Annotated in this window: 20 protein-coding genes; 7 read left to right on the top strand and 13 right to left on the bottom strand. The window is 71.2% G+C overall.

Annotated elements, in window-relative coordinates; genetic code table 11:
- Positions 1-88: 88 nt before the first annotated feature.
- The 5 genes from BKI49_RS30295 to BKI49_RS35445 form a co-directional block, all read right to left on the bottom strand.
- On the bottom strand, positions 89-544 hold the full coding sequence (locus tag BKI49_RS30295) for a hypothetical protein (protein WP_095937471.1): 456 nt from the start codon (positions 542-544) through the stop codon (positions 89-91).
- 365 nt (positions 545-909) lie between these two features.
- Positions 910-1,317 carry a VOC family protein gene (locus BKI49_RS30290; protein ID WP_095937470.1) on the bottom strand — a complete coding sequence of 136 codons (408 nt, stop codon included), beginning with the start codon at positions 1,315-1,317 and terminating at the stop codon, positions 910-912.
- Positions 1,314-2,906, bottom strand: a complete 1,593-nt coding sequence (locus BKI49_RS30285) for a GMC family oxidoreductase (RefSeq protein ID WP_095937469.1) — start codon at positions 2,904-2,906, stop codon at positions 1,314-1,316. Before BKI49_RS30285 ends, BKI49_RS30290 begins: the two co-directional genes overlap by 4 nt.
- A 14-nt stretch (positions 2,907-2,920) precedes the next feature.
- Positions 2,921-3,295, bottom strand: a complete 375-nt coding sequence (locus tag BKI49_RS30280; RefSeq protein ID WP_028800567.1) for a nuclear transport factor 2 family protein — start codon at positions 3,293-3,295, stop codon at positions 2,921-2,923.
- Positions 3,296-3,317: 22 nt separating this feature from the next.
- Positions 3,318-3,740 carry a nuclear transport factor 2 family protein gene (locus BKI49_RS35445; RefSeq protein WP_179332629.1) on the bottom strand — a complete coding sequence of 141 codons (423 nt, stop codon included), beginning with the start codon at positions 3,738-3,740 and terminating at the stop codon, positions 3,318-3,320.
- Between the two features lie 359 nt (positions 3,741-4,099).
- Between BKI49_RS35445 and BKI49_RS30270 the strand changes: the two genes are divergently transcribed.
- Together BKI49_RS30270 and BKI49_RS30265 are read left to right on the top strand one after the other, a co-directional pair.
- The gene (locus BKI49_RS30270; RefSeq protein WP_095937468.1) at positions 4,100-6,082 is read left to right on the top strand and encodes an MFS transporter; all 1,983 of its coding nucleotides are present in this window, start codon (positions 4,100-4,102) and stop codon (positions 6,080-6,082) included.
- Entirely contained in the window at positions 6,079-7,143 is a 1,065-nt protein-coding gene (locus BKI49_RS30265) for an AMP-binding protein (protein WP_095937467.1), read from the top strand. The genes BKI49_RS30270 and BKI49_RS30265 overlap by 4 nt, the downstream gene beginning before the upstream one ends.
- A gap of 55 nt (positions 7,144-7,198) precedes the next feature.
- Here the strand turns inward: BKI49_RS30265 and BKI49_RS30260 are convergent, their stop codons facing one another.
- The 6 genes from BKI49_RS30260 to BKI49_RS30235 form a co-directional block, all read right to left on the bottom strand.
- Positions 7,199-8,776: a Na+/H+ antiporter gene (locus BKI49_RS30260; RefSeq protein WP_095937466.1), complete on the bottom strand. Its 1,578-nt coding sequence runs from the start codon at positions 8,774-8,776 to the stop codon at positions 7,199-7,201.
- Positions 8,773-9,999 (bottom strand): low temperature requirement protein A, encoded by a 1,227-nt coding sequence (locus BKI49_RS30255; RefSeq protein WP_095937465.1) that lies wholly within the window; start codon positions 9,997-9,999, stop codon positions 8,773-8,775. The genes BKI49_RS30260 and BKI49_RS30255 overlap by 4 nt, the downstream gene beginning before the upstream one ends.
- Position 10,000: 1 nt before the next feature.
- A complete protein-coding gene (locus BKI49_RS30250; protein WP_257005014.1) occupies positions 10,001-10,954 on the bottom strand; it encodes an alpha/beta hydrolase in 954 nt (317 codons plus the stop codon).
- A gap of 89 nt (positions 10,955-11,043) precedes the next feature.
- The gene (locus tag BKI49_RS30245; protein WP_095937464.1) at positions 11,044-11,982 is read right to left on the bottom strand and encodes an NAD(P)/FAD-dependent oxidoreductase; all 939 of its coding nucleotides are present in this window, start codon (positions 11,980-11,982) and stop codon (positions 11,044-11,046) included.
- Between the two features lie 112 nt (positions 11,983-12,094).
- On the bottom strand, positions 12,095-14,254 hold the full coding sequence (locus tag BKI49_RS30240; protein WP_095937463.1) for an AGE family epimerase/isomerase: 2,160 nt from the start codon (positions 14,252-14,254) through the stop codon (positions 12,095-12,097).
- Positions 14,255-14,356: 102 nt separating this feature from the next.
- On the bottom strand, positions 14,357-15,043 hold the full coding sequence (locus tag BKI49_RS30235) for an NAD(P)H-binding protein (RefSeq protein WP_095937462.1): 687 nt from the start codon (positions 15,041-15,043) through the stop codon (positions 14,357-14,359).
- An 883-nt stretch (positions 15,044-15,926) separates the two neighbouring features.
- On the opposite strand from BKI49_RS30235, the gene BKI49_RS30230 reads away from it, so the two are divergent.
- Positions 15,927-17,090 carry an IS701 family transposase gene (locus BKI49_RS30230; protein ID WP_257005013.1) on the top strand — a complete coding sequence of 388 codons (1,164 nt, stop codon included), beginning with the start codon at positions 15,927-15,929 and terminating at the stop codon, positions 17,088-17,090.
- A 261-nt stretch (positions 17,091-17,351) separates the two neighbouring features.
- On the opposite strand, the gene BKI49_RS30220 is transcribed toward BKI49_RS30230, so the two are convergent.
- Entirely contained in the window at positions 17,352-19,373 is a 2,022-nt protein-coding gene (locus tag BKI49_RS30220) for a helix-turn-helix domain-containing protein (protein ID WP_179332628.1), read from the bottom strand.
- Between the two features lie 40 nt (positions 19,374-19,413).
- On the bottom strand, positions 19,414-20,523 hold the full coding sequence (locus BKI49_RS30215; protein ID WP_095937459.1) for a transaldolase family protein: 1,110 nt from the start codon (positions 20,521-20,523) through the stop codon (positions 19,414-19,416).
- Positions 20,524-20,765: 242 nt separating this feature from the next.
- Here BKI49_RS30215 and BKI49_RS30210 point away from each other — a divergent pair, with 242 nt between their 5' ends.
- The 4 genes from BKI49_RS30210 to BKI49_RS30195 form a co-directional block, all read left to right on the top strand.
- Positions 20,766-21,938, top strand: a complete 1,173-nt coding sequence (locus BKI49_RS30210) for a 3-deoxy-7-phosphoheptulonate synthase (RefSeq protein ID WP_095937458.1) — start codon at positions 20,766-20,768, stop codon at positions 21,936-21,938.
- 22 nt (positions 21,939-21,960) lie between these two features.
- Positions 21,961-22,758 (top strand): 2,3-dihydro-2,3-dihydroxybenzoate dehydrogenase, encoded by a 798-nt coding sequence (locus BKI49_RS30205; RefSeq protein ID WP_095937457.1) that lies wholly within the window; start codon positions 21,961-21,963, stop codon positions 22,756-22,758.
- A 50-nt stretch (positions 22,759-22,808) separates the two neighbouring features.
- Positions 22,809-23,435 carry an isochorismatase family protein gene (locus BKI49_RS30200; RefSeq protein ID WP_095937456.1) on the top strand — a complete coding sequence of 209 codons (627 nt, stop codon included), beginning with the start codon at positions 22,809-22,811 and terminating at the stop codon, positions 23,433-23,435.
- Positions 23,432-25,315 (top strand): anthranilate synthase family protein (locus tag BKI49_RS30195; RefSeq protein ID WP_107469445.1); only part of this gene is annotated, 1,884 nt, incomplete at its 3' end. The genes BKI49_RS30200 and BKI49_RS30195, both read left to right, overlap by 4 nt.

Raw genomic sequence — 25,315 nt, 5'->3', positions numbered from 1 at the left:
AAAGCAGGGAGTTGACCCGGCGTCACACAACAACGGGCGGAGCCTCCGACCTGCGGAGACTCCGCCCGTTGCGGAGGGAGAACGCGTTTTACAGGGACGCCGAGCCCTCCATGGGGTCCAGATCGTCCACGATGTACGTCTTCACCAGCGGGCGGCCGTCCTCACCTGCCACGACGATCCAGGTCTGGTAGGCGTCGAAGCCGAGCCACTGGCTGCGTGCCGCCGGCGGATTCCAGATGTGGGCCTGCCAGTTGACAACCACCTTGACAAGCGTTTCACCGCCGACGGCGGGCTCCACCTCGACGCTCTTGAGCTCGTGCACCTCGTCGAAGAAGCGATTGGTCACCGCCTCGTACCAGCCCTTGAACTCGTCCAGGGTGGTGAGCGTCGCCTCGGGGAAGCGCATCTCCAGGCCGTCCTGGACGAGATAGGGCAGCACCTGCTCCAGCGGGACGTGCTGGTCCAGTGCGACGTACCAGTCGCGGACCGCGTCCTTGATGGACTGTTCGGTCAGCGAGGCGCCGAGCAGCGTGGATTCGGTCATGGGAAGCCTTCTTCCTCGTACGCGTGTGATCGGTCTCTTTCAGTCAAGGCAGACCCCTGGTCGCTTCCAACGACTTGGCGGTTCGTCGCGCGAACTGTGCCAACTCCCGGGCACAGAACCCGACGACGGCCTGCCTGCCTTCTCTCCGCCTCTCCGCCGTGCGCGGCCCGCGCACAGTCAGGAGGCACCGCACGGTCCGGGTCACGCACGGGACGCGACCACCGCACGGTCCGCGACCACCGCACGGTCCGCGACCACCGCACGGTCCGGGGGCGCCGCACGGTCCGGGGGCGCCGGACGGTCCGAACACCGCACGGCGAAGGGCGGGCCGGCCGTCGCCGCGGCCCGCCCGCCCCCGCCGGTGGTCAGGAGGCGTCCCGGTACCCCTCGCTGACCTCGACGATCACCCCGTCCGGGTCGGTCAGCCAGACGGTCTGCCACCCGGGGATGAAGTCGTCGAAGTGCAGCGGTCCCAGAGTCACCGGAACCTCGTCGCCCACCTCGGCCAGGAAGGCCTCCAGGTCGTCGGTCTGGAAGGCCAGATGGCGGGCCACGCCCGGCTGCGCGGGGCCGTCGCCGGCCGGCTTCACCAGCGGCTCGGTGTCGGTGTGGAACAGCTCCAGGTACACGTCGCCCTGCCGCAGGAACACGATCCGGTCGTCGTCCAGTTCCACGGTGCGCGCCCGGCTGAAGCCGAACCACTTCTCGTAGAAGGCCTCCGTCGCCCCCAAGTCACGGCAGTTGAGCCCCACGTGGGACCACCGAAGGGTCATGCGTCCCCCTTGATCAGGTCGGCGGCGCGCTCGGCGATCGCCGCGATGGCCGTGTTGCAGTTGCCCGACGGCACCGCGGGCATCACGCTCGCGTCGACGACCCGCAGCCCGCGCACCCCGTGCACCTTCAGGTCCGGGTCGACGACCGAGAGGTCGTCGATGCCCATGCGGCACGAGCCGGCCTGGTGGTGGTAGCTGTCCGCGCGCTCGCGCACGAACCGCTCGATGTCGGCGTCGGTGCGCACGTCCGGGCCGGGCAGCAGCTCCCCCTTGAGGTGCTCCTTGAAGGCCGAGGTGGCGAAGATGTCGCGGGACAGCTTCACCGCCTGCACCAGACGCTCCACGTCGGAGCGGTCCCCCAGGTAGTTGGGGTCGACCAGCGGCTTGGCGAACGGGTCGGCGCTCGCCAGCCGCACCGTGCCCCGGGAGTTGGGGCGCACCACACCGGGCAGGATGCTGACCGCGTTCGGGTGCTGCTGGCCGACGATGATGTCGAACGGCACGTGCACGAAGGCGATCTGCAGGTCGGGGGCGATCATCCCGGGTCGCGAGGTGGCGAAGAGCGCCGACTCGGAGAGGTTCTGGTGGCCCTGTTCCACGGGCTCCGTGGTCTCCGCGATCAGACCGGTGAGCACGTGGTTGTGGAAGTTCTCGCCCACACCGGGCAGCGCCTCCGTCACGTCGATGCCCAGCGGCCGCAGCTGCTCGGGGGATCCGATCCCGGACAGCAGCAGGATCTTGGGCGATTCGATCGCGCCCGCGCACAGCAGGACCTCGGCACCGGCCCGTACGGTGTGCTCGCCCGGCTCACCGGGCCCCGCGTTGGGCACGGTGCGACCCTCACCGGCGGGGACCACGTCCTGCTGGACGTAGGTGACGCCGGTGCACCGGCCGTCCTCCACCACCAGCCGTGACACCTGCGCTCCCGTACGCAGCGTCAGGTTCGGCCGGTTCAGGGCGGGTTCGAGGTAGGACACCAGTGCACCGCGTCGCCGGCCGTCGCGGGCGTCGAGGTGGTGCCAGCCCGCGCCGATCATGCGGGAGCCGTTGAAGTCCTCAAGCTCGGTGTGCCCCAGCTCCACGCACGCGTCGATGAAGGTGCGGGAGAGCGGATTGGGCCGGTGCGCGCCCGCGTTGGTGACGACCTGGGGTCCGCCGACGCCCGACTCGGGGCCGTGCGGGTCCTCCTGGTCCTCCATCCTGCGGAAGTAGGGCAGCAGGTCCTCGTACGACCATCCCGCGGCGCCCTGGTAGGCCCAGGCGTCGAAGTCCGAGGGGTGCCCCCGGACGTGCATCATGATGTACAGGTTGCTGCTGCCGCCCGGGATCTTGCCTCGCGGCTCGTACGTCGAACGTCCGCCGAGGGCGGGCTGTGGAACACTCGTGTAGCCCCAGTCGACCTCGGAGCCCAGCAGCGTGAACCAGAGCGGTGCCTGGTCGACGTTGGCCGGGATGTGGTTGCCGCCGGCCTCCAGGAGCAGGACCCGTACCGCGGGGTCCTCCGTGAGGCGTGCGGCGAGCACGGAGCCCGCGGTGCCCGCGCCCACGATGATGTAGTCGTAGTCCTTGTGGTCCTCGTGTTCCGCCATGGCGGCTCCCGCCTCTAGTCGGTCCCGAGCACGGGCCGGAACGGGACGGTGTCGTGGTGGTTGGACATGTACGAGATGAGACCGCCCTCCACCCGGAAGTAGTTGACGACGTCGGCCTCGATCGGCTCGCCGGCGTGCGTGGCCGCCGAGATGTGCGAGACGACGGCGGCCTGCTCGCCCTCGACCACGATGTGCCGGGGGGTGTTCGTGAACGAGGCGTACATCGCCGGGAAGCCCTGCATCATGGCGCGCAGGGTCTCCCGCCCCTCCACGTGCCCCGCGAGCTGCTCGTCCATGGTCTGGCGCTCGGCGAACAGGTCCGTCCAGGCGTCCCAGTCACCCTTGTTGGCCAGCTCGTAGTAGCTGTTCACCACTTGCCTGGTGTCCACGTGAGTCTCCCTCGGGCAGGGCTCAGACGGCGATGCGCTCGTCGATCGACTTGAGCTGGAAGACCGTCCACATGAAGCGGTCCACGCTGTGCTGGTCCGCGGTGTGCACCTGGACGTCGGCGATCTTCCCGTCGCGGATGCCGTACGTCGTGGACGTCGGGAACAGGTACTCCTCGGTGTCCGCCTTCGCGTGACCGAGGTGCTTCTCGACGACGGTGCCGTCGTCGAGCTCGCCGAAGTGGACGTTGTCGACGGTGACACCAGCCTTGAACAGCTCGCCGAAGAAGGCCATGACCTGGCCGGCGCCCCGGTGGTCGCCGGAGAGCGGGTGGTGGCCGGGCATCTTCCAGGAGATCTCCGGGTGGAACAGCTCCTCCTGGATGCGGTCCAGCTGGCCGGAGTTGAAGTACTCGTACATCTTCAGAACCAGGTCGGTGTTCGACACAGCGCTCTCCTCGGATCGTGGTGGTTGTCTCGCAGCGGCGGCCGGGCCCGGCGGGGGGTTCGCGTTACCGGGCCCGGCGGCCGCTCGGCGGGACCCCTGCGCCGTGAAGGGGGGATCGGCGCACGCGGTCCGGCCGGCTCGGACGAAGAACTGGTCGTTCCTGAATTTCGGGAGACCCTCGAAAGCGGCATCCTGTGAATCCTGCGGAAAGGCGTTCCCCTTCCCGTGCCTTTCTGCGGGATCGCCGCCGAGTAAGAGTGAAACGGCGCTCCCTCTTCTCTTGCGACAACATGGGACTACGTCGGTGACACTTCGGCAGGTCCGCGACGTACTCGCTCTCCACGCACGAGACTTCCTGCATGTTGAGCGCACAGCGCGGCAGCGGGCGCCGCTGGGTGAGCCTCGCAGTGATCCTGGCCGGCGCATTCATGGCCATTCTCGATGTGGCTGTCGTCAACGTCGCCATGCCGTCGATCCACAGTGATCTCCATACGAGCCTCGGCGCCGTGGAATTGGTGGTTTCCTCATACACCCTTCTCTATGCGAGTTTCCTGGTGACCGGCGGGCGGCTGGGTGATGTCATCGGCCGGAAACGCATGTTCATCACCGGTCTCGCGGTGTTCACGGCGGCGTCCGCGCTCTGCGGCTTGGCCCCCGACATCCGCGTCCTCGTCGCGGCGCGCGCCCTGCAGGGCGTGGGCGGCGCGCTGTTGTACCCACAGGTCCTCGCGATCATCCAGGTGACCTTCGAGGGCCCCGAACGCGCCCGCGCCCTGGGCGTGTTCGGCTGTGTGGTGGGCGTCGGTGCCATCGCCGGGCAGATCGTCGGCGGGCTGCTGCTCGCCTGGAACGTCTTCGGCCTCGACTGGCGGCCGGCCTTCCTGATCAATGTGCCGATCGGTGTGGCGACCATCGTGGCGAGCCGGACACTCCTGCCGCCGGACGAGCCGCCCCGGTCGCGTCCGCACCTCGACGGGCGCGGCTCCGCGCTGTCGGTGCTGACCCTGGTGCTGCTCATCGTGCCGCTGCTGATGGGCCGCGACGCGGGCTGGCCGCTGTGGATGCTGCTGTCGCTCGCCGCCGCTCCCCTGACCGCCGTGCTGTTCCTGCGGCACGAGCGCGCGGTCGCCGAGCGGGGACTCGATCCGCTGATCAGGCTCTCGCTGTTCCGCAACCGCGGTTTCGCGGGCGGGGTGCCGATCGCCGCCATGTTCAGTTTCTCCTACGTCGGCTTCATGCTGGTCCTCGCGCTGTACCTGCAGATCGGTCTGGGCTTCTCACCGCTGCACGCCGCCCTGGTGTACACGCCGAACGCCGTCGGCTTCCTGATCACCTCGCTGCTGGCCGCGCGGATCGCCCGCCTGCTGGGGCGCCATGTGCTGACGCTGGGCTATCTCGTCGCGGCCGTCGGACTGTGCTCGGTGGCCGCCACCAGCGCCGCCCAGGGAGCCGGGCTCAGCGGCTGGGAGCTCGGGCTGCCGATGTTCATCGCGGGCCTGGGCCAGGGACTCGGCATGACCCCGCTCATCGGCACCATCATCGGCAGCCTCGCGCCACGCGACGCGGGAGCCGGCGCGGGCGTGGTGACCACGACCCTCCAGGTGGGCAACGCGCTGGGAGTCGCCCTGATGAGCCTGCTGTTCTTCGCGGTGCTCGGCGACGGCACCGGTCACGCCGCCTACGCGACGGCCTTCTCGCAGGTGCTGCCGGTGGCCGCGCTCGTGACGCTGATCGCCGCGTTCATGGTCACCCGGCTGCCCCGCGGCACCGGCGCCGGCAACGCCCTGCTGGAACGGCTGCCCGGCCACACGGTGGGCTTCGCCTACTCCATGTACCTGATGACCGGCGGCCGTATCGGTGACCGGCTCTTCCACGAGATCCTCGGACACGTCACCGAGCGCCGCGAACGCGAGATCCGCGAGGCTCCGAGTGCCGCCGGCGACTTCTTCGTCTACCACTTCGAGTCCGCGCACCACGACGCCGCCTGGCTGACCTACCTCACACGCGAGGCGCTCGCCTACGGCAGTGCTCCCGTACCGCACGAGGAGGAGCGGCGCGCCGTCATCAAGTCGCAGGTGGACGAGATCCGCAGGCGGCAGTCCGGCGGAGAGCTGCGCCCGGAGCTCGATCCCGAGCTGCTGCGGCTGCTCACCTTCGCCCTCACCAACTATCCGCGCCTGCTGCCGCAGATCACCCGGATGGCGACGGGCCTCGGCCCGGACGACCCCGGGTTCACCGCGCGCTGGGAGCTGTTCCTCCAGCAGTTGGGAGATCTGCTGCACGCGGGCCCGCCCACCACGTCCCTACCGCGCGTGAGCGCATCCTCCGGAGGACAGGAATGACCACCATCGATCCCTTCGACCCGCTCGAACCCTTCGATCCGTTCGACTCGTTCGACGTGATCAGCCCGTTCGACGAGAACCTCGTCATCGATCTGCCGGTGTACGAGACGGTGCTCGGCGAGGCCGCTGCCCGCGGCACGAGCCCGGCGTTGATCGACGGCGTGACCGGCCGTGCGATCGGCTACCGGGAACTGGAGCGGGCCACCCGCCGGCTCGCGGCGGGACTCGCCGACGCCGGCGTCGAGCAGGGCGACGCCGTGGCGCTGTTCGCCACCAACACCCTGTGGTACCCGGCCGTGCCGCACGCCTGCGCACGCGCCGGCGCCGTGGTGTGCGTGCTGGACAGCCAGGCCGACGAGGCGGAACTGGCCGCCCAGCTGACGGAGAGCGGCGCGCGGTGGCTGTTCACCACGCCCGCGCTGCTGCCGATCGTGCGTGAGGCGCAGCGCCTGCGCGGTCCGGGACAGCAGCCGGTCGAGGAGATCTTCACGCTGGAGCCGGTGGACGGCCACCGATCGGTCCAGGACCTGATCGCCTCGGAGTCCCCGGAGCCGATCGTGGACATCGAGCCCGTCACGGACATCACCGTGGTGCACCACGCGGTGGGTTCCCGGCGGCGCGCCCAGCTCACCCACTCCGACATCGCTGCGGACCTCGCCGTGCTGGCCTCGGACAATCCGCTGGAGAAGGGTGAACGGGTCCTGGCGGGCGTGCCGTTCGCGCAGCAGGACGGCCTCGCCTTCCTGACCCAGCACGCGCTGCGCTGCGGTGCGGCCGTGGTGGTGGTGCCCGAGCTGATGCACGCGCCCGAGCTGCTCGACGCGATCCGTGCCCAGCGGGTGCGTACGGCCTTCGTCACCCAGTCCGTGCTCTACAGCCTGGTCGCCTCGGCGCCCGAGGACGTCGACGAGCTGGGGCCGCTGGAGCGGGTCGTCTGCGTGGGTCCCGAGCTGACGCCGGACACCGCGGAAACCTGTGCGGCCCTGCTGGGTGTGGAGCACATCGAGTACCTGGGCCGGCAGGCGTTCGCCGGGATCGCTCCCCCGCTGCCGGGGGCCTGAGCCGCATGGGGGTGCCCCCGCCGGAGATCCGGCGGGGGCACCCCCATGTGCGCGCTCACAGGTGCAGATCGCGGCTGAGTGCCGCCTCCTCGAAGTCGAGCTGGTGGACGACCTGGCGGGCCACCTCGTCGTCGAGGCGTCCCTGGTTGCGCATCATGATGAACGCCTCGCGCTCGGCCGTCAGCATCTCCCGGCGCAGCAGCCGGTAGGCGGCGGACGGCGACTGGCTGCCGAGCCGGCCGTCGTCGCGCAGCCGCTCCCAGGCGGCGACGCGGCGGTACTCGGCGACCTCCCGCAGTCGCAGCACCACATGCTGCGGACAGTGCTTGTGTTCGTGCGCGACCAGTTCCTCCAGGCGGTGCTGCGCGAGCCGGGCCGCCTCCTCCTGTGCCTTGGCCTCGGCGAGGTGGTCGTCGTGCTCGCCGTTCGTGCCCGCGAGCCCCAGCAGGCGCACGAACGCCGGGAACCCGAGCCCCTGCACGAAGAGGGTGCTCAGGGTGACGGAGAAGGTGAGGAAGAGGACGAGTTCGCGGTGCGGCATGTCGTCGGGCAGCGCGAACGCCGCGGCCAGTGACACGACGCCGCGGATGCCCGCCCAGGACAGCGTCGCGGGCAGCTGCCACGGTGGTGAGGGGTCCCGGGCGCGCAGCCGGGGCGACAGCCATCGCGGCAGATAGGTCGCCGGGAACACCCACAGGAAGCGGCCGAGCATGACGGTGGCGGAGACGGCGGAGGCGTACCAGATCAGGGACGCGGGCGGAATGCCGTCCAACGATCCGAGGACCGGGCGGAGTTGGAGCCCGATCAGGGCGAACACCAGGGATTCCAGCAGGAAGACGATCAGCTTCCAGGAGGCCTGCTCCTGGATGCGGGCCGCGTGCGAGGCGCGGTTGGAGTGGTGTCCGAGGTACAGCCCGGCGGCGAGCACCGCGAGCACACCGGAGGCGTGCAGGTACTCGGCGAGGGCGTAGGTGACGAAGGGCACCAGCAGGGAGACCGCGGTGTGCGCGACGGCGTCGCCGAGCCAGCACTGGAGCCGGCGTACCGGCCAGGCGATGAACAGGCCGAGGAAGAGTCCGCCCGAGCAGGCGAGCACGAAGTCGCGGACGCCGTCGAGGAGGGAGAACCCGCCGCCCGCGATGATCGCCACGGTGATGCGGTACGCGGTCAGGCCGGTCGAGTCGTTGAACAGCGACTCGGCGGTCATGATCCGTACGAGTCTGCGGGGCAGCCCGAGTCTGCGGGCGACGGACACCGCGGCGACCACGTCGGTCGGTCCGAGGACGGCGCCCAGCACGAAGGCGACGGGCCAGGACATGCCGGGGACGACGGTGTGCGCGACCAGCGCCACCAGCGCCATGGTGAACAGGACGAGCCCCACGGACAGCAGGGCGATGGGGCGCGCGTTGACCCGGAAGCTGAGGAAGGAGCTCTCGCAGGCCTCCGAGTACACCATCGGCGGGATGAACAGGAACAGCACGACGTGCGGGTCGAGGTGGTAGTCGGGCACGCCGGGCACGAAGGAGGCGAGCAGACCCGCGAGGACCAGGCTGACCGGTGCGGAGATCTCCGCCCGCCGCACCACCACCGCGAGCAGGGTCACGGGGACCACGAGAAGCAGGACGTCGGTCACAGGGCATCGCCCGGCGCGGAGTACGACGGGGCGCTGCCGCCCGACGCCGGATGCAGATGCTGGACGAGTCCGGCCAGCCGGTGCTGCTTCGGCCGGCAGCCGCAGTGGCAGCTCGGCGCCATGCCCACCAGGGCGGTCTCGACGACGGCCGCGGCCGTCACCGGCACGGTCAGCAGGCCGAGCGCGAGCAGGCCGGAGCGGCCGTCCGCCACGAACGGGACGACCAGGGCGACGGCGGCGACCGTGAGGCGCACGGTGACGACCGAGCGCGGCAGTCGCCAGCGCGGCCAGGCGAACACGGTGTGGAAGCCGACGGCTCCGGCGCACATCAGCCACAGGACGGGCGTCTCCGGCGCGGCCCGTGGGTGTGCCACGGCCGACCACACGCCGACGGCGATCGCGGAGACCGAGCCGAGGAGGCAGTAGTGCCCGTAGGCGAGGAGCTCGCGCACCACGCGGCTCTGGTTGTCCTCGGTGCGCAGCTGGTGGGCGATGCGGCTGTTGCTGAGGTGGAAGTAGATCCACCACAGGGAGGCGACGAGCAGGAACGCGGTGCCCAGCGCCACGGCCTGGCGCGCGGAGAAGTCGTGCGGGATCTTCCCTCCGGCGTCCACGAAGGGCACGCCGAGCGCCAGGATGACGACCAGGCCGAAGCGTTCGGGCAGGTGCAGCACGTCGACGCGTATGTGGGTGAGGCGTCTGCGCAGCAGGAAGGTGCTGGACAGTTCGACGGCCATCAGGACGGCCCAGGCCACCCGCTGCTGCTCGTGGCCGAGCCCGGCGGTGAGCAGCAGCAGCGGCGCGGTGAAGAACGCCGACACGGAGAACGGGTTCAGCCGCAGCCCGCCGAAGACGTCGATCGCCCACCACAGCAGCAGGGCGCGCAGCAGCAGGTAGGCGCCCGCGAAGAAGAGGCCGTGTCCGTGCAGGGCGGTGGGCGCGGCGATGGTCATCATCGAGGTGATCAGCGTGATGGCGAAGAGCCGCAGACGGTTCTTCACGTCGTGCAGGTCGGTCAGGTTCGACAGGATCCCGGTGCCCACCCACGACCACCAGAACGGTGTGAACACGGCCCAGGCGTTGACCAGGCCGGTCCAGGAGACGTCGTCGGCGAGGGTGTGGGTGACCTTGTTGACGGCGAAGACGAGCACCAGGTCGTAGAAGTGCTCCGCCACGTTGATGCGTTTGGACTGGATGAGCGGTGCGACGCGGCTCGTCGCCATGTCAGCCTCCGGCGGTGGGCCTCACCCGGTCGAAGCTGTGGCGGAAGTGCGCGTCGACCGCCTCGACCGCGGAGCCCACCTGGGGCTCCTGGTCGTAGAAGTCGAACTGCGTGCCCTCCAGCCACAGCACGCGGGCCGCCGTGGGCAGCAGGGTCGCGAAGCGCCGTACGCCGTCGGGCAGGGCGGCCTGCTCGCTGTGCACCACGATGGTGGGGACGTCTATCCGGGGCGCCGAGGGGATCGGGCTGAAGGTCAGCCAGTCCCACCAGCCCATCACCGCGAACCGGTTGGGCCACTCGGGCACGCCCCCTCTCTCCGGAGAGAGGTAGTAGTCGTAGGGCCCGTACATGGCGGCCTCGGGGTCGGTCTCGCTGACCGCCTTCACATAGCGGACGGTGCCGGTGCGGGCGTACTCCTCGCGGGCGAGTGCCGCCTCGTCGAGCTTGCGGCGCACGGCGTCCTGGCCGCCGTAGACCTGGTGCACCAGGGAGGCGTCGTGCAGCCACGGGGCGACGAGGGCGAGCGAGCGCACCCGGGGGTCGTTGGCGGCGGCGACCGCCGCGTAGCCGCCGCCCGCGCAGACGCCGAGCAGGCCGACCGACTCGGGGTCGACCATCGGGTTCTCCAGGAGGTGGCTGACCGCGTTGCTCATGTCGCCGACCTTGCGGCCGACCAGCTCGGTGTCCCGGGGGTGCCCCGTGGACTCCCCGTGGCCGGTGAAGTCGAAGGCCAGGGCGAGGTATCCGAGCCGCGCGAGGCGTTCGGCGTACAGGCCGGCCATCTGCTCCTTGACGGTGGTCCAGGAGCCTGCGACCACCACGGCGGGGCGCGGTTCGCCGTCTTCGGTCTGCGCCAACTGGTAGAGGGTGCCGACCAGTTGCTCACCCTCGCTCTCGAAGGTCACGCGTGCCCTGCGCACCATGGGCGTCTCCTCGATGCGGCGGTCCGCTTCCATGACTGTCATCCTCACGAGCAGTTAAACGGGGAGTCAAATCCGTGCCCGGCCAAGGGGCGTACTCTGTCGAGTCACGCTCCGTGGCCGGATCAGGCGGCCTTCAATTCGGCCGGGTACAGGAAGTAGTTGGCCGCCGAGGCGGCCTGGGAGCCCTCGTGGACGGCGGCGCTGACCTGGTGCGAGTGGAGCGAGGAGACGTCACCGGCCGCGTACACCCCGTCGGCCGACGTCTTCTGCTCGGTGTCGACGGCGATGTGGCCGCTCGGCGCGAGCGCGAGACCGAGGGCGCCGGCCAGGGCGACCTCCGGGGTGGCGCCCTGGATGCTGAACAGGGCGTCCGCCTTCAGGTGGTGTCCGCCGCGGGTCACGACGGTGCGCAGCACACCGTCCTCCCCCTCCACCGAGTGGATCCGGTCGTGCAGGACGGGGATGCCGGCCGCGTCCAGGCGCCGCCGGTACAGCGGGCTGATCTCGTCGCTGCGGCTGTTGGTGAGCAGTTGGATGTCGTCGGTGAGGCTGTGCATCTGGAGCGCCTCGGCGGCGGTCGCGTCGGTGTGGCCCGCCATGAGGACGCGTTTGCCGCGGTTCTCGTAACCGTCGCAGGCGATGCACCAGAACAGGGAGCGGCCCACGTAGGACTGCCAGCCGTGGAAGTGCGGGAAGTGGTCGAGCACACCGGTGGCGATGACCAGCGTGCGGCCGGTCCAGGAGCCGGTCTGCGCGCGCACCGTGAACCCGCGCCCGGCATCGCCCTCGGCGCGCACGACGGCGTGGTGGACGATGCGGGCCTGCGGGTAGGCGGCCAGTTGCGCGCGGCCCAGCTCGCGCAGTTCGACGGTCGGGATGCCGCCCGGGAAGCCGAGGTAGTTCCGGTTGACCTGGTGGTGGGTGGAGCGTCCGTGTCCGGTGTCGAAGACCAGCACCCGGCGGTTGTAGCGGGCCAGGCACAGGGCGGCGGACAGCCCGGCGGGGCCGCCGCCGACGACCAGGGTGTCGGCGTCGGGAACCGGTGGGGCCGTGGTGGCCATGGGGTGAACCTCTCCGTCCGTCCGGGACTTCGGATGCCGGCGCCGCCCCCGCCGGGGCGGGCGGGGGCGGCGCCCGCGACTCAGGGCGGCGGGTCTCCCGCCGCCCGTTCCGTCACTCGTCGTCGCAGCGCGCGTGCGGGTCGGTGAGGAAGGCGTCCGTGGCGGCCAGGGCCCGGGTCACCTCCGGCGGGACCTCGCCGACGATGACGAAGTCGACGTCCAGACCTGCCTTCGTGCGCTGGAACAGCAGCTCGTTGATGGGCTCCCGGGAGATCTCGGTGACCCGGCACATGTGGAACTCGACCCGCTCGGGCCGGGCCTCCAGCGCTTCGTTCAGCGTGCGCCGCAGCTTCTCCAGCGAGTCCCGGCCGAGGACGCCCTCACAGGAGACCCGCGCGGTCCTGCCGTCGAAGCTGCTGGAGATCCGCATGGGCATCTCGGTGGGCTCGATCTCGACGCGCACCCTCAACCGCTCGGTGGACTCGGGCAGTTGCACGGTGAGGTTCTTCGGGTCGAAGTCCTCGTAGCGCTCCCCGTCGATCCACACCCGGGCGAGCCGGACGGCTTCCCTGGGCAGCAGGTCGGGCGCGACCCGCAGCGTGCGGCCCGGGAAGGACGCGGGCAGCGGCCGGAAGTGCAGGGTGAGCACGTTGTCGCCGACCAGCAGGTTGCCGTAGGTCGCGGCGAGGTAGCACAGCTCCATGGAGTGGTAGCCGGCCATGGCGTGGCTGCCCTTGAGCCGCTCGGTGCCGAGCAGGTAGGGGATGCCGTTGGCGAGGACGTTGAAGTACACGCCGCCGTCCTCGTAGTCGAGGAAGGAGGCGTTGTAGAACGACGCGGCCTCGCGGGCGAGCCGCCGGTGGTCGGGGTCGCCGGTCGTGCCCGCCAGGATGAGATAGGCGAGGATCGACTGCTCCTGCTGCCACCAGGCCTTGCGGTCGTGCCAGACGAGCCGGTGGTCGCCGAAGCGGGGGTCGGCGCGCCGCTCGACGACGTCGTACCAGCCGCCGCGCTGCTGGTCGCTGCCGACCGCCGGCATGATCTCGGCGATCCGCTCGGCGAGTGCCACGTACTCCGGCTTGGCCACCAGGCTGTTGATGCGCATGAGGTTCCACGCGATCTTCAGGTTGTGGCCGACGACCGCGCGGTCCTGCTGCCAGCCCCAGGTGCGGTCGGGGCTCCAGTCCTCGTGGAAGCGTTCCTGCACGAAGGGGCTGTTGGGCTCGTCCGGGAAGTGCCGGACGATGGTGTCGGCGGTCTCCTCCAGCATGTCGGCCAGGTCGGAACGGCCGGTCGCCAGGTAGGCGTTGATGAGGTAGGCGGGGGCGTGGTCGCCCACCGAGTTCCAGTTCTTGCGGGCCCGGTTGCGTCCCAGGGAGTCCGCGCGCGGGTCCATGGTGATCGGGTCCAGGTGCGAGAAGTAGCCGCCGCGGACGTAGTCCTTGAAGTAGCGGTGGAACAGCTCGACCGTCCGGTCGATGTCGGCGGCGATCCGCGGATCGCCGGTGATCCGGTACGTCTGGGTCGGCCCCGCCAGCGCGTAGATCTGCTCGTACATGGGGATGGCGTCGAAGTCGTCCCCGAACTCCGAGGCGAACACCTTGCGCTGCCCGGCCCGGGTGATGTCGATGCCGTGGTACCAGTAGACGATGCCCTCGCGGTCGTCGGCCACCTGCATGTGTTCGCGCAGGTACTCCGTGCCCGACTCGGCCGCCTCCAGGAAACGGTCCTCACCGGTCAGCAGGAAGGCGGTGGCGAGACCGTACACGAGGCGGGAGATCGTGTCGGTCTCCTGCCGCACGTCCTGTCCGGCGCCCTCGGGAAGGTGGGTTCCGCTCAACGTCAGGTGCGTGCGGAACTTGCGCCAGTCGTAGACCTCGTCGGGGAACTGACCACGCAGATAGAAGTCCGCGATCTCGCGGGCCTGATGGACCCACCATTTGGGGTCCTCGAAGACGTAGGAGCCGCGGTGTTCCTCGGGGAAGGTGATGTTGCGGGCCTCGATGCGCGCCCCGCCGTCCCATTCGTAGAAGATTCCGTAGACAAAGACGTAGCGGCCCTCGGCGAGCATGTCGAGGGTGGCCTCGCTGGTGTCGCGGTACCCCTCGGCGAGATTGCGCACGATCTGGGAGCCCAGGAGGCCGTCCAGGTGGATCGTGAACTCACGCCCGTCGGTGGTCCGCAGACCGAAGCGCTGGTGAGCGGGCTCGTAGGCGCTGACATATCCGGCGATGCTGTCGCTGTACGTACGGCGTATCTCGGGTGCACTCATCGAAGGGTGCCTCCATCATCGGGGGGTGCCATGAGCAGCACGGCGCTGTCTCCATGGGGGGTGGAAAGGTGTGGCCGTGGACAGGGGTCTCCCGTCCCCGGCTCAGCCCACGGGAATCCGGTCCCAGTCCAGTGCGGCGAAGGAGGACTCCCAGTCGGTGACCGCGGGTCCGGTCTCGTTGAAGAGTTCGAAGGTCACGCCGATCGCGGAAGGGCAGTACATGGCCTGGATGCAGGCCTCCGCGGCATGCTGCCGCGAGACCTGGCCCGTGGCGCGGTCGCCCTGCACCAGGCGTACCCGGGAGCCGGCTCGCTGGTCGTCCACGAGCCAGCCGGGGCGCACCACGGTGTGCGAGAGGCCCGACTCGCGGACCTCGTCCTCTCCCGCGCGGCGCCAGTCCAGCACTTTGCCGTAGGCGTTGAGCGGGTGGCCGTAGTGCGTGGCGTGGATCTGGCTGACGAGGACGACGTGCGGACGGCGGCCCGTGCGGACGGCCGAACGGAGCGCATGGCGCACGCCCAGGTACATCGTCGTCTCGGGCCGGTCCGGCCCCGTGTCGTCGGTGCCGGGAGAGACGCAGTAGACCAGCGCGGAACAGTCCGCGAGCGGTGCGTCGAGCGAGCCCGGTTCCCGTACGTCGGCCGCGGTGTAGGGCACCCCCGCGGGCAACGCCTCCCCGGGCGCGCCACGGCCGACCACGCGGACGCGCTCACCCAGGTCCAGCAGCCTGCTCACGACCAGACGCCCGAGCCGGCCCGAGCCTCCGATCACCACCACCGGGCTGTCCATCGATTCCTCCTCGTACTGGGGCGGTTCATCCAGGGACGGTTCATCTGGGTACGGTTCGTCGCGGAACGTTTCGTCGGGGGCGGCGCCACGATCGTGGTGCCGCGGGTCGTCGGGGGCGGCCGGTGCCGGGCGGTGTCAGGCGCGCCGGGCCGTCGGCAGGGCGTCCGGCCATGCCGGTTCCCTCCGGTCACCACCGGCCGGCATGGTGGCCTCGGTCCGGCTCGTCGCCCCAGGCATGCAGGCCTCCCCGCTAGTCGCAGCCTCTCCGTTCGAGATGGAACCCCGCAGTGTCGAATGCTGTCAAATGCCTTGTAAATTAAGGTTGGACCTCGTCAACTCGGCTTCGACGAATCTCATGTGGGGCCGCGGAGGCGGGAAATCCCGTCCGGCGTACGACCGGTCGACCACGGCGCCCGGCGAGTGTCGCGGGCGGACCGGCGACGCCCGTCGAGGCCCGGGCGGACACCCCGCGGCTCACGCGAGCCGAGCACCGGCAGCCGACGCGGGGCCGATCGCCGGTGACCCGCTGCCCGCTGCCCGCTGCCCGCTGCCCGCTGCCCGAGTCGAACTCCCCCGCACCGAACACGCATCGCGGCGTGATCCGGAGTCGGCACTCCGCCGGAGCGGTCTCCCGTGGCCGGCCGCGGGACGGGATCCGGAGCCGACGGACCGTCAGAATCCCTCTCCAGGGGTCCGGATGCGGTGGTCCGGACACCGTCCGGAGGGGCCTCGTGGTGGGCTCCCCACCATCGCGGCCCGGGGCGGTTGCGCGGCCACCGCGACCACCCCCAACCGTGTGTCCGGACCACCTGGGCGTGGCACTGAGTGCCGCGCACTGTGGAGCCAGCTCAACAGAGCGACTCCGAACCGAGGTGGGATTCCGATGAGCGGCACCGAACTCTCTTCCACGTTGTTCGCGACCTTCCCGCGCAGCGATCAGCGCAGGAAGGGCGAGGAATACATCCAGGGCCTCCTTGCCACCGAAGGGCGCAAGTCCATAAGGAACATGGCGGCTCCGGCCGGCGGCTCGGCCCGCGAGCAGAGCCTCCACCACTTCGTTTCCAGTTCAACATGGCACTGGATGCCGGTCCGCAAGGCACTCGCCCAGTACGTCGCACGGACCGTCACCCCGGAGGCCTACGTGATCCGCCGCATGGTGATCCCGAAGGCGGGCGACAACTCGGTCGGCGTGTACCGGCGTTACGTCCCCGAGCTCGGCCAGATCCGTGGCGTGCAGCAGGCCGTGGGCGTGTGGGCGGCGGCGCAGGAGTCCAGTGTTCCGGTCAACTGGCGGCTGGACATCCCGCAGGACTGGCTGGACAACGGCCTCCGCCGCCGCCAGGCCGCCATCCCGGACAGCGTGCGCGAGGAGTCGCCGGAGGAGGCCGCGGTCGAGGCCATGCTCGCCGTGCGGGACTGGGGGCTGCCGGCCCGGCCGGTGGTCATGGACGCCCGCGACATGGACGCCATGTCCGTCGTGCGCCGCTTCCGCTCCTCCGGTGTCCCGCACCTGCTCCGCGTCAGCGGCTCGCTGCGGCTGACGCCCGCGGACCCGGCGCAGATCGGCCGCCCGGCACCGGAGTCGCTGCCCGCGCAGCAGATCATGTCCGCCGCCAAGCTGCTGCGCCGTCCCGCGGTGTGGCGCGACCACAGCCCCGAACACGCCATGCGCACCAGCCTGGTGGCCGCCGTCCGTATCCGCGGCGCCTCCCGTGCCCCGGGCATGCGGGGCGGCGGGGACATGCTGCTCATCGGCATCGGCGACAGCGGCAAGGCGTGGCCGGCCGAGCTGTGGCTGACCGACCTGGTCGACATGAACCCCGTCGCCCTGCTGCGACTCACCAAGCTTCTCGGCCGGGTCGACCGGGACTTCACGGAGATCTCCGAGCAGGTGGGCATCCGCGACTACGCGGGCCGTTCCTTCAACGGCTGGCACCGGCACGCCACGCTGGCCTCGGCCGCCCACGCCGTCGCGGCGCTCGACGGGACGTACGGAACGTACGACGAGGAGCTGCGTAGCGGCGGGGGCGTGCGCCAGGCCTCCTGAGGGGCCGCGGCCCGCCACGCCGCCGGGCCTCGCCCGTGGGGGACGAGGTCCCGTCACGGCCCGGACCCACGGAACACACGCGCCGCCGGCGGCCCCCGGACCGCAGCCCACGCCCTACGCCTCGTGCCCTAAGCCTCGTGCCCCACGGCCCACGCCCCACGGCCCACGCCCCACGCCTCACGCCTCACGGCTCACGGCTCACGGCTCACGGCTCACGGCTCACGGCTCACGGCTCACGGCTCACGGCTCACGGCTCACGGCTCACGGCTCACGGCTCACGAGATGGTTGCGGATTCTCAACAGCCGCAAGGCCAATTGCACTTCGAGCGCCCGTCCCGGCTGCTGCCAGTCCGGGCCGACCAGTTCACTGATCCTTTCGAGCCGCCGGGCGACCGTGTTGGGATGGACGTGCAGCCGCCGTGCCGCGTACGTGGGGCTGGCCCCCGCCTCGAAGAAGGCCTCCAGCGTGTGGGTCAGCTCGGAGAGCCGCTGCTCGTCGTAGGCGAGAAGCGGTCCGAGGACCGACTGGATGTACTTCTCCGCGTCGTGGGTGTCGGACAACAGCAGCCCGAGGAACCCCAGTTCACCCGCCGAGCCGGCCCTTCCGACCGCCCCCAGCGCCGTCATCGCCTCCAGGCAGCGCACCGCCTCCTGGTAGCTGTGCCGCACCCCGGCCGGGTCCGCGACGGGCCCCGAGGCGGCCACCGTCACCGGACGGCCGAGCAGCGGCGTCAGCTCGCCGGACAGCGCGCGGGCCGCGGCGCCGGGATCGGTGCCCGGCAGCAGGAACACGGCCGTGCCGTGCCGGATGCTCTTCAGACCGCTCTTGCGGTACGCGTACGAGGCCGCCCACACCGAGGCCCTGGCCGGCGTCTCCTCCTCCGGCCGGGCGACGACGACCACGTGGGGGCCGTCCAGTTCGACGCCGAGCCTGCGCGCCCGGGTCCGTATCTTCTTCGGTGACAGGTCGGGATGGGTGAGCAGTTCGTCGAGGAGGTCGTCGCGCACCTGCCCCTCGGCGATCGCCGCCCGGCTGTTCTCCAGCAGCATCAGCACCGCCATCGCCTGGGTCGCGAACCCGAGCAGCTGCACGGCGTGGTCGGTGAGCGGCCGATTGGGGTGCACCAGGACGGTCCCGAGGTCGACGGTGCCGGTGCAGATCGGCGCGGCCCACATGCCGTCCTCGTCCAGCGGTACGGGATGGCAGGCGCCGTGCGCGTCCAGTGCACCGGCCGCCGCGTGCTCCCACTCGACCTCCGGCACCTCGCCCGCGGTGGCGAGGACCACGCCGTCGGAGCCGCAGATCCGCACGGCGCCGTCGAGGAGCTTGCTGGTCTCCTCCGCCACCTCGTTCAAGTCGCCGCCGCCGAGCACCAGTTGGAGCATCCTGGCGTGCGCGTCGCCGGACTCCCGCAGTGCCGCCGCCCGGTCCAGGAGCCGGGCCCGTTCCAGGGTGGCGCCGGCGAGTTCGCCGTACGCGCTCATCAGCGCCACCTCGTCGGCCGTGAAGTGCCGCACGGTCCGCGCGGCGATGTGCAGCACGCCGAAGGGCCGGGTCTGCCGGTTCAGCGGCACCGCCATCACGGTGCGCAGTCCCTCCGCCCCGATCACCTCGTCGACCGCGGCACTGCGCTCGATCCGCTCGTCGGCGAGGTAGTCCGGGGTCCAGAAGGGCACCGGGTCCGTCATCGCCATGCTGCCCGGCCCCTCGCACACCGGCAGGGTCAGCCCGACGTCGAGGCCGGCGATCCGTCCGTCCGAGGCGTGGACGCGCACCCGTGCCGTGGCCGGCTCGCCGGCCCGCGCGTCCTCGTCCCGCGCCCCGGTGGGAGGCGCCTGGTCCGCGAGCGCTCCGTTCCGCGAGGTCGCGGGGGCCCGTGACGCAGGCTCCGAAGGGTCGCCGCCCCCGTGCGCCGAAGGGTCGCGCCGGCCCGCGTCGTCCTCTTCGGGGAAGCAGACGTACGCCATGTCGAGGCCCAGCAGCAGCCGTGCGCGGCGGGCGATCGCCTGGACCAGTGTGCTCTCCGGCTGGTGCACGGCGCCCAGGTCGCGCGCGGCCTCCAGCAGCGTGGACAGACCGCTCTCACGTTGCCGGTGACGCTCCCAGCGCGAGGAGATGCTCAGTCCGAGCCGGGCGGCGCGCTCCAGCTCCGCGAGCTCCGCGGCATCCACGCCACGCACCCTGGCCTCGTCCACGAGGGAGGTGAGACGGTCGCCGGAGGCTCCCGCCGCCAGCAGTTCCAGTACGGCGGAACTGGCGTCCCGCGTCGGCTCCTGGGACACACTGCCTCCCACTCCCCCGCGCGTGTGCTCTGGTGTGTCGCTATCGGGCGCCGTGCAGCCGCAGTTGGGTGCCCACCGTCCCGCGGAGTGCTTCCCACGAACGGACCAGCCGTTTCTCGCCATGGGCGGCGAGCCTCCCGGCGACCGCCTCGAAGCGTAGGCCGGTCCGTTCGAATTCGTCCAACACGCGAAGGGCCTCCCCGCGGCGGCCGTCGAGCGTGTCCCCGCACGGCGTTCCCCACCGGTCGGCGGCGACCAGCGAGCGCAGCGGCAGAGCCAGCGCGGTGTGCCATCCGACCAGCCGGGCCGCGTATCCGGCCTGGTCAGGAGTGTGCGGTCCGTCCACCGTCCAGAGCAGCCGCTGCGGCCGGGCGCCCGCCGCGGCGAGCCTGCGCCAGCGGTCACTGCCCAGCCGCTCGTCGTAGTCGTGGTACATCAGCCGGGCGAGGGCCAGGGCGGTGCCGCCGCGCAGCGCGTCCGCGGCGGGGGTACCCAACTCGGCCAGTCGCGCGTCGCATTCGCTGTCGATGCGGTACACCGGCGCCGAGGCCAGCGAGACGATGCCGTGCAGTGACCGGCCGGCGTCCCGGGCGATCTCCAGTCCCGCGCAGTAGGCGTCCGCGACCTCCTGGTGGCGGTGGGGCGTGTAGATCTCCACCGCGTGCACTCCGATGCCCCGGCCCACGCAGTCCCTGATGGCCGTGAGCCCTTCGGCGGTGGCCGGGATCTTCACCAGCGCGTTCGGGCGGGCGACGGCGGACATCAGCGCGGTGGCCGCGGCGACGGTGGCCGCGGCGTCGTGGGCGAGCCCCGGGTCGAGGTCCAGGGAGACATGCCCGTCGCGGCGGCCCGTGGCCTCGTGGACGGCGCCGAGGTCGTCGCAGGCCAGGCGCGCGTCCTGGGTCTGCAACGCCCTGAGCGCGGCGCCGACGTCGGTCCCGTCGCGGGCCAGCCGGGCCAGCTGCGGGCGGTAGGCGTTCTCCGCGGACAGGGCCGCGGCGAGCAGGGCGGGCTGCGCGGTCGCGCCGCGCACGCCTTCCTCGGCCGCCAGCGCGGACAGCCGCCGTGCCTGGAGAAACCCCCGGTGAAATCCGTTCAGCCATGGGGAAACGCCCTCGTGAATGAGACGACGCAGAATTCCGCCCCGCATAACCCCTCCCGGCGCCGTGATTGAGGACGACGGGTCAGCATGCGCGGTCCTTCCGCACTGCGCGACCTCGCTGCGCGGACAATGTCAACTCGTGCTGTGCGGGCGCCCGTCGGGAAGCGCGGGCGACCTGATGGACATGCGCTTCATCTGACGTATTCACCGATGCGTCGTTGGCCGATACCCGCCGCCCTCGCACCCTTTGTCACCAAGGAGCACCCGTAGGAACAGCCTTGGAGACAACCGTGGACATTGATCTGCCCAGTGTCCGATCGCGGACTGCGCTGCAGCAGCCGGATTGGGACAGGACAGAGTTGATCCGTTCGGTCAGAGGGGAGTTGTCGAACAGTCAGGCACTCGTCGGCCACGACGACGTCACCGCTTTGCGCGATCTGCTCGCGCGGGTGGCCGTCGGTGAGGCCCATGTGGTCCAGGCCGGGGACTGTGCGGAGGACCCCACCGAATGCACCGCGGGCTATGTCGCCCGCAAGGCCGGCTTGCTGGACGTGCTCGCCGGCACCCTAAAGATGATCACCCATACGCCCGTGGTCCGGGTCGGCCGGATGGCCGGCCAGTTCGCCAAGCCGCGTTCCCGGCCCACCGAAGTGATCGGAGGCACCGAACTCCCCGTCTATCGCGGGCACATGGTCAACAGCCCGGAACCCGACCCGGAGCTGCGCCGACCCGACCCGCGCCGGCTCCTCGACGGCTACGCGGCGGCCCAGGAGGCCGTACGTCATCTCGGCTGGCTCGACGACGGACGCCCGTCCGTGATCTGCCCGCCGGTGTTCACCAGCCACGAGGCTCTGCTGCTCGACTACGAACTCCCCATGGTCCGCCGGGACGAGGAGGGGAGGCCGCTGCTGACCTCCACCCACTGGCCGTGGATCGGCGAGCGCACCCGGCAGCCGGACGGCGCCCATGTCGCCCTGCTGTCCCAGGTCGTCAACCCGGTGGCCTGCAAGGTCGGTCCGAACATGTCGGTGCGCGATCTGCTGACGCTGTGCGAACGGCTCGACCCGGAGCGGCAGCCCGGCCGGCTGACCCTCATCGCACGGATGGGGGCCGACCTGGTCTCCGAGCGACTGCCCTCGCTGGTGTGGGCGGTGCGCGCCGCCGGCCATCCGGTCATCTGGCTCACCGACCCCATGCACGGCAACACGGTGACGGCCCCCGACGGGCTGAAGACCCGCTTCGTCGAGACGATCGTCCGGGAGGTCGAGGGCTTCCAGTGCGCGGTGCGCACCTCCGGCGGCATCGCCGGCGGACTGCACCTGGAGACCACTCCGGACCACGTCACGGAGTGCGTCACGGGCGTGGACGACATCGACCACGTCGGCGACAAGTACACGAGCTTCTGCGACCCGCGGCTCAACCCGGTCCAGGCCGCTTCCGTGGTCTCGGCCTGGCGCGGATGACCGGACCAGGGAGGTCCCGCACATGGAGAACCAGCAAGGAAACGAGGAATGGGAGAACCGGGTCGCCCTCGTCACGGGCGCCGCGGGCGGCATAGGCGCCGCGGTGAGCCGCGCGCTCGCCGAGCGGGGCGCGACGGTCGCGGCCGTCGACCGTGACGCCGACGCGCTCGGCGAGACGGTGGAGAAGTTGCGGGCGGACGGGCTGCGGGCCGAGGCGTTCGCCACCGACGTCAGCAGCAGCGCACCGGTCGAAGCGACGGTCGACGCCGTCGAACGGCGGCTCGGCCCGGTCCAGTACCTGGTGAACGCGGCCGGCGTGCTGCGCCTCGGCGAGGTGCGCGGCTTCAGCGACGAGGACTGGCAGACCACGTTCGCGGTCAACGTGAACGGCGTCTTCCACGTCAGCCGCGCGGTCGTGGACCGCATGGCGGAGCGCGGCAGCGGGGCGATCGTCACGGTCTCCTCGAACGCCGCGGCCACCCCGCGCACCGAGATGGCCGCGTACGCCGCGTCCAAGGCCGCCGCCACCATGTTCACCCGGAGTCTGGGGCTGGAGGTGGCCCGGCACGGCATCCGCTGCAACGTCGTCGCGCCCGGCTCCACCGACACCCCGATGCTCAGCTCGATGTGGCACGACGAGTCGGGCCCGCGGGGCACCGTCGAGGGCCGCGCGGACGCCTTCCGTGTCGGCATCCCGCTCGGCCGCATCGCGCAGCCCTCGCACATCGCCGACGCCGTGGTCTTCCTGCTCTCGGACCGCGCCGCACACATCACCCTGCACATGCTCACCGTCGACGGCGGCGCGTCGCTGGGCGCCTGACCCACCGCAAGGCGCCCGACCCACGCAGATCCGAAGGGACTTCCACTGCCATGGCAGGCATTCCGACCATCGAGCCGTACGCGATGCCCGCGCCGGGCGACCTGCCGCCGAACACGGCGGCCTGGTCCGCGGACCCGGACCGCGCGGTCCTCCTCGTCCACGACATGCAGCGCTACTTCCTCAAACCCATACCCGACCAGGGGCCGGCCGACGAACTCGTGGGCAACGCCTCGGCGTTACGGGACCGCTGCGCCGAACTCGGCGTCCCGGTCGCGTACACCGCACAGCCGGGCGGCATGGACGCCGGGCAGCGCGGACTGCTCGCCGACTTCTGGGGTCCGGGCATGCGGGTGGACCCCGCGGACCGCGAGGTCGTCGAGCCGCTGGCGCCCCGGGAGGGCGACTGGATGCTCACCAAGTGGCGCTACAGCGCCTTCTTCAACACGGATCTGCTGGAGCGGATGCGCGCGGCGGGCCGCGACCAGCTGATCATCTGCGGTGTGTACGCGCACGTCGGTGTGCTGATCACCGCGACCGAGGCGTTCTCGCACGACATCCAGCCGTTCGTCGTCGCCGACGCCGTCGCCGACTTCTCGGCCAAGGACCACCGCACCGCACTCCACTACGCGGCCCAGCGCTGTGCCGTCGTCATCCCCGCAAAGGAGGTCTTCGCATGACCGGCGCTCCGCGCGACCTGCTCGACCAGGTGCTGTCCGGGCAGCCGCCCGCGTACGCCCTGGTCCACCGGCCCGCCGCCACCGGCCGCGCCGCACTGGAGGTGCTCGTCGGCGAGGTGAGCGAGCCGGAGACCCTCGACGGCATCCCGCTTCCCGCCGCGTCCTCGCCCGGCCACGAGGTGCTGGCGCTCGTCCCCTACCGGCAGATCGGCGAGCGCGGGTTCGACGTCGCCGACGACGGGGCGCCGCTCGTCGCCATGGCGGTCACGGGACAGCAGACCCTGCCGGTGGCCGACGTGCTGGCTCGCATCCCCGACGTGCCGATCCGGCTGGCCGGCGGGCACTTCGACATCGACGACGCGACGTACGCGGACACGGTCCGCCGGATCATCAAGGAGGAGATCGGCGAGGGCGAGGGCGCCAACTTCGTCATCAAGCGGTCCTTCACGGCCGACATCACCGGCTACTCGCCCGCGAGCGCGCTCACGCTGTTCCGCAGGCTGATGGAGCAGGAGTCCGGCGCGTACTGGACCTTCCTCGTGCACACCGGGACCCGCACGCTGGTGGGCGCGAGCCCCGAGCGGCACATCAGCGTGCACGGCGGTAGGGCGGTGATGAACCCCATCAGCGGCACGTACCGCTATCCCGCCGCGGGTCCGACCCTGCCCGACGTCATGGACTTCCTCGCCGACCGCAAGGAGGCCGACGAGCTGTACATGGTCGTCGACGAGGAACTCAAGATGATGGCCCGGATCTGCGCGACGGGCGGCCGGGTGGTCGGGCCGTATCTGCGGGAGATGGCCCGGCTCGCGCACACCGAGTACTTCATCGAGGGCGAGACGGACCGCGATCCGCGCGAGATCCTGCGCGAGACGCTGTTCGCCCCGACGGTCACGGGCTCCCCGCTGGAGAGCGCGGCCCGCGTCATCCGGCGGTACGAGCCGCACGGCCGCGGCTACTACAGCGGTGTGCTGGCCCTCATCGGCCGTGACGCGCAGGGCGAACGGACGCTGGACTCCTCGATCCTGATCCGTACGGCGGACATCTCCGCCGAGGGCCGGCTCGCCATCGGTGTGGGCGCCACCCTCGTGCGCCACTCCGATCCGGACTCCGAGGTCGCGGAGACGCGTGCCAAGGCGGCCGGGCTGCTGGCGGCGCTGGGCGCGGAGGAGCCGGCGCGGTTCGCCGAGCACCCGAGCGTGCGGGGTGCGTTGGCCGCGCGGAACACCACGATCGCCGGGTTCTGGCTGGCCGAGGGCGCACGGCAGGCTCCCGTGGCGGACGGCCGCAAGGTCCTCGTCGTGGACGCCGAGGACACGTTCACGGCCATGATCGCGCACCAACTGCGGTCCATGGGGCTGCTGGTGACGGTCCGTCGGTTCGACGAGCCGTACTCCTTCGACGACTACGACCTGGTGGTCATGGGCCCGGGGCCGGGTGACCCGCGGGACCTGGCGCACCCCAAGATCGCGCATCTGCGCGGGGCGGTCCGTACGCTCCTGGACTCCCGCAAGCCGTTCCTGGCGGTCTGCCTCAGCCATCAGGTCCTCAGCCTGGAGCTGGGGCTCGACCTCAACCGGCGTGCCGTGCCGAACCAAGGGGTCCAGCGGGAGATCGACCTCTTCGGGCGCCTCGAACGGGTCGGCTTCTACAACACGTTCGCCGCGCGCAGTGCCGCGGACCGGCTCGACGTCCCCGGTGTCGGGGAGATCGAGGTCTGCCGTGATCCTGGCAATCGCGAGGTCCACGCGTTGCGGGGGCCCGGGTTCGCGTCCATGCAGTTCCACCCGGAGTCGGTGCTCACCCAGAACGGGCCGGCCGTGATCGCCTCCCTGATCGAGGACGTCCACGCCCACCTCCGGACGGAGGACGTCGACGCA

It is taken from the genome of Streptomyces sp. Tue6028 (genome assembly GCF_002300165.1).
Taxonomy (GTDB): domain Bacteria; phylum Actinomycetota; class Actinomycetes; order Streptomycetales; family Streptomycetaceae; genus Streptomyces; species Streptomyces siamensis.
This window is presented reverse-complemented; position numbering and strand designations above follow the sequence as displayed.

Excerpts from the sequence above, each read along its gene's own strand:
- BKI49_RS30295 (WP_095937471.1), bottom strand. The coding sequence starts at position 544 with ATGACCGAATCCACGCTGCTCGGCGCCTCGCTGACCGAACAGTCCATC.
- BKI49_RS30290 (WP_095937470.1), bottom strand. The coding sequence starts at position 1,317 with ATGACCCTTCGGTGGTCCCACGTGGGGCTCAACTGCCGTGACTTGGGG.
- BKI49_RS30285 (WP_095937469.1), bottom strand. The coding sequence starts at position 2,906 with ATGGCGGAACACGAGGACCACAAGGACTACGACTACATCATCGTGGGC.
- BKI49_RS30270 (WP_095937468.1), top strand. The coding sequence starts at position 4,100 with ATGTTGAGCGCACAGCGCGGCAGCGGGCGCCGCTGGGTGAGCCTCGCA.
- BKI49_RS30265 (WP_095937467.1), top strand. The coding sequence starts at position 6,079 with ATGACCACCATCGATCCCTTCGACCCGCTCGAACCCTTCGATCCGTTC.
- BKI49_RS30255 (WP_095937465.1), bottom strand. The coding sequence starts at position 9,999 with ATGGCGACGAGCCGCGTCGCACCGCTCATCCAGTCCAAACGCATCAAC.
- BKI49_RS30250 (WP_257005014.1), bottom strand. The coding sequence starts at position 10,954 with ATGGAAGCGGACCGCCGCATCGAGGAGACGCCCATGGTGCGCAGGGCA.
- BKI49_RS30245 (WP_095937464.1), bottom strand. The coding sequence starts at position 11,982 with ATGGCCACCACGGCCCCACCGGTTCCCGACGCCGACACCCTGGTCGTC.
- BKI49_RS30240 (WP_095937463.1), bottom strand. The coding sequence starts at position 14,254 with ATGAGTGCACCCGAGATACGCCGTACGTACAGCGACAGCATCGCCGGA.
- BKI49_RS30235 (WP_095937462.1), bottom strand. The coding sequence starts at position 15,043 with ATGGACAGCCCGGTGGTGGTGATCGGAGGCTCGGGCCGGCTCGGGCGT.
- BKI49_RS30230 (WP_257005013.1), top strand. The coding sequence starts at position 15,927 with ATGAGCGGCACCGAACTCTCTTCCACGTTGTTCGCGACCTTCCCGCGC.
- BKI49_RS30215 (WP_095937459.1), bottom strand. The coding sequence starts at position 20,523 with ATGCGGGGCGGAATTCTGCGTCGTCTCATTCACGAGGGCGTTTCCCCA.
- BKI49_RS30205 (WP_095937457.1), top strand. The coding sequence starts at position 21,961 with ATGGAGAACCAGCAAGGAAACGAGGAATGGGAGAACCGGGTCGCCCTC.
- BKI49_RS30200 (WP_095937456.1), top strand. The coding sequence starts at position 22,809 with ATGGCAGGCATTCCGACCATCGAGCCGTACGCGATGCCCGCGCCGGGC.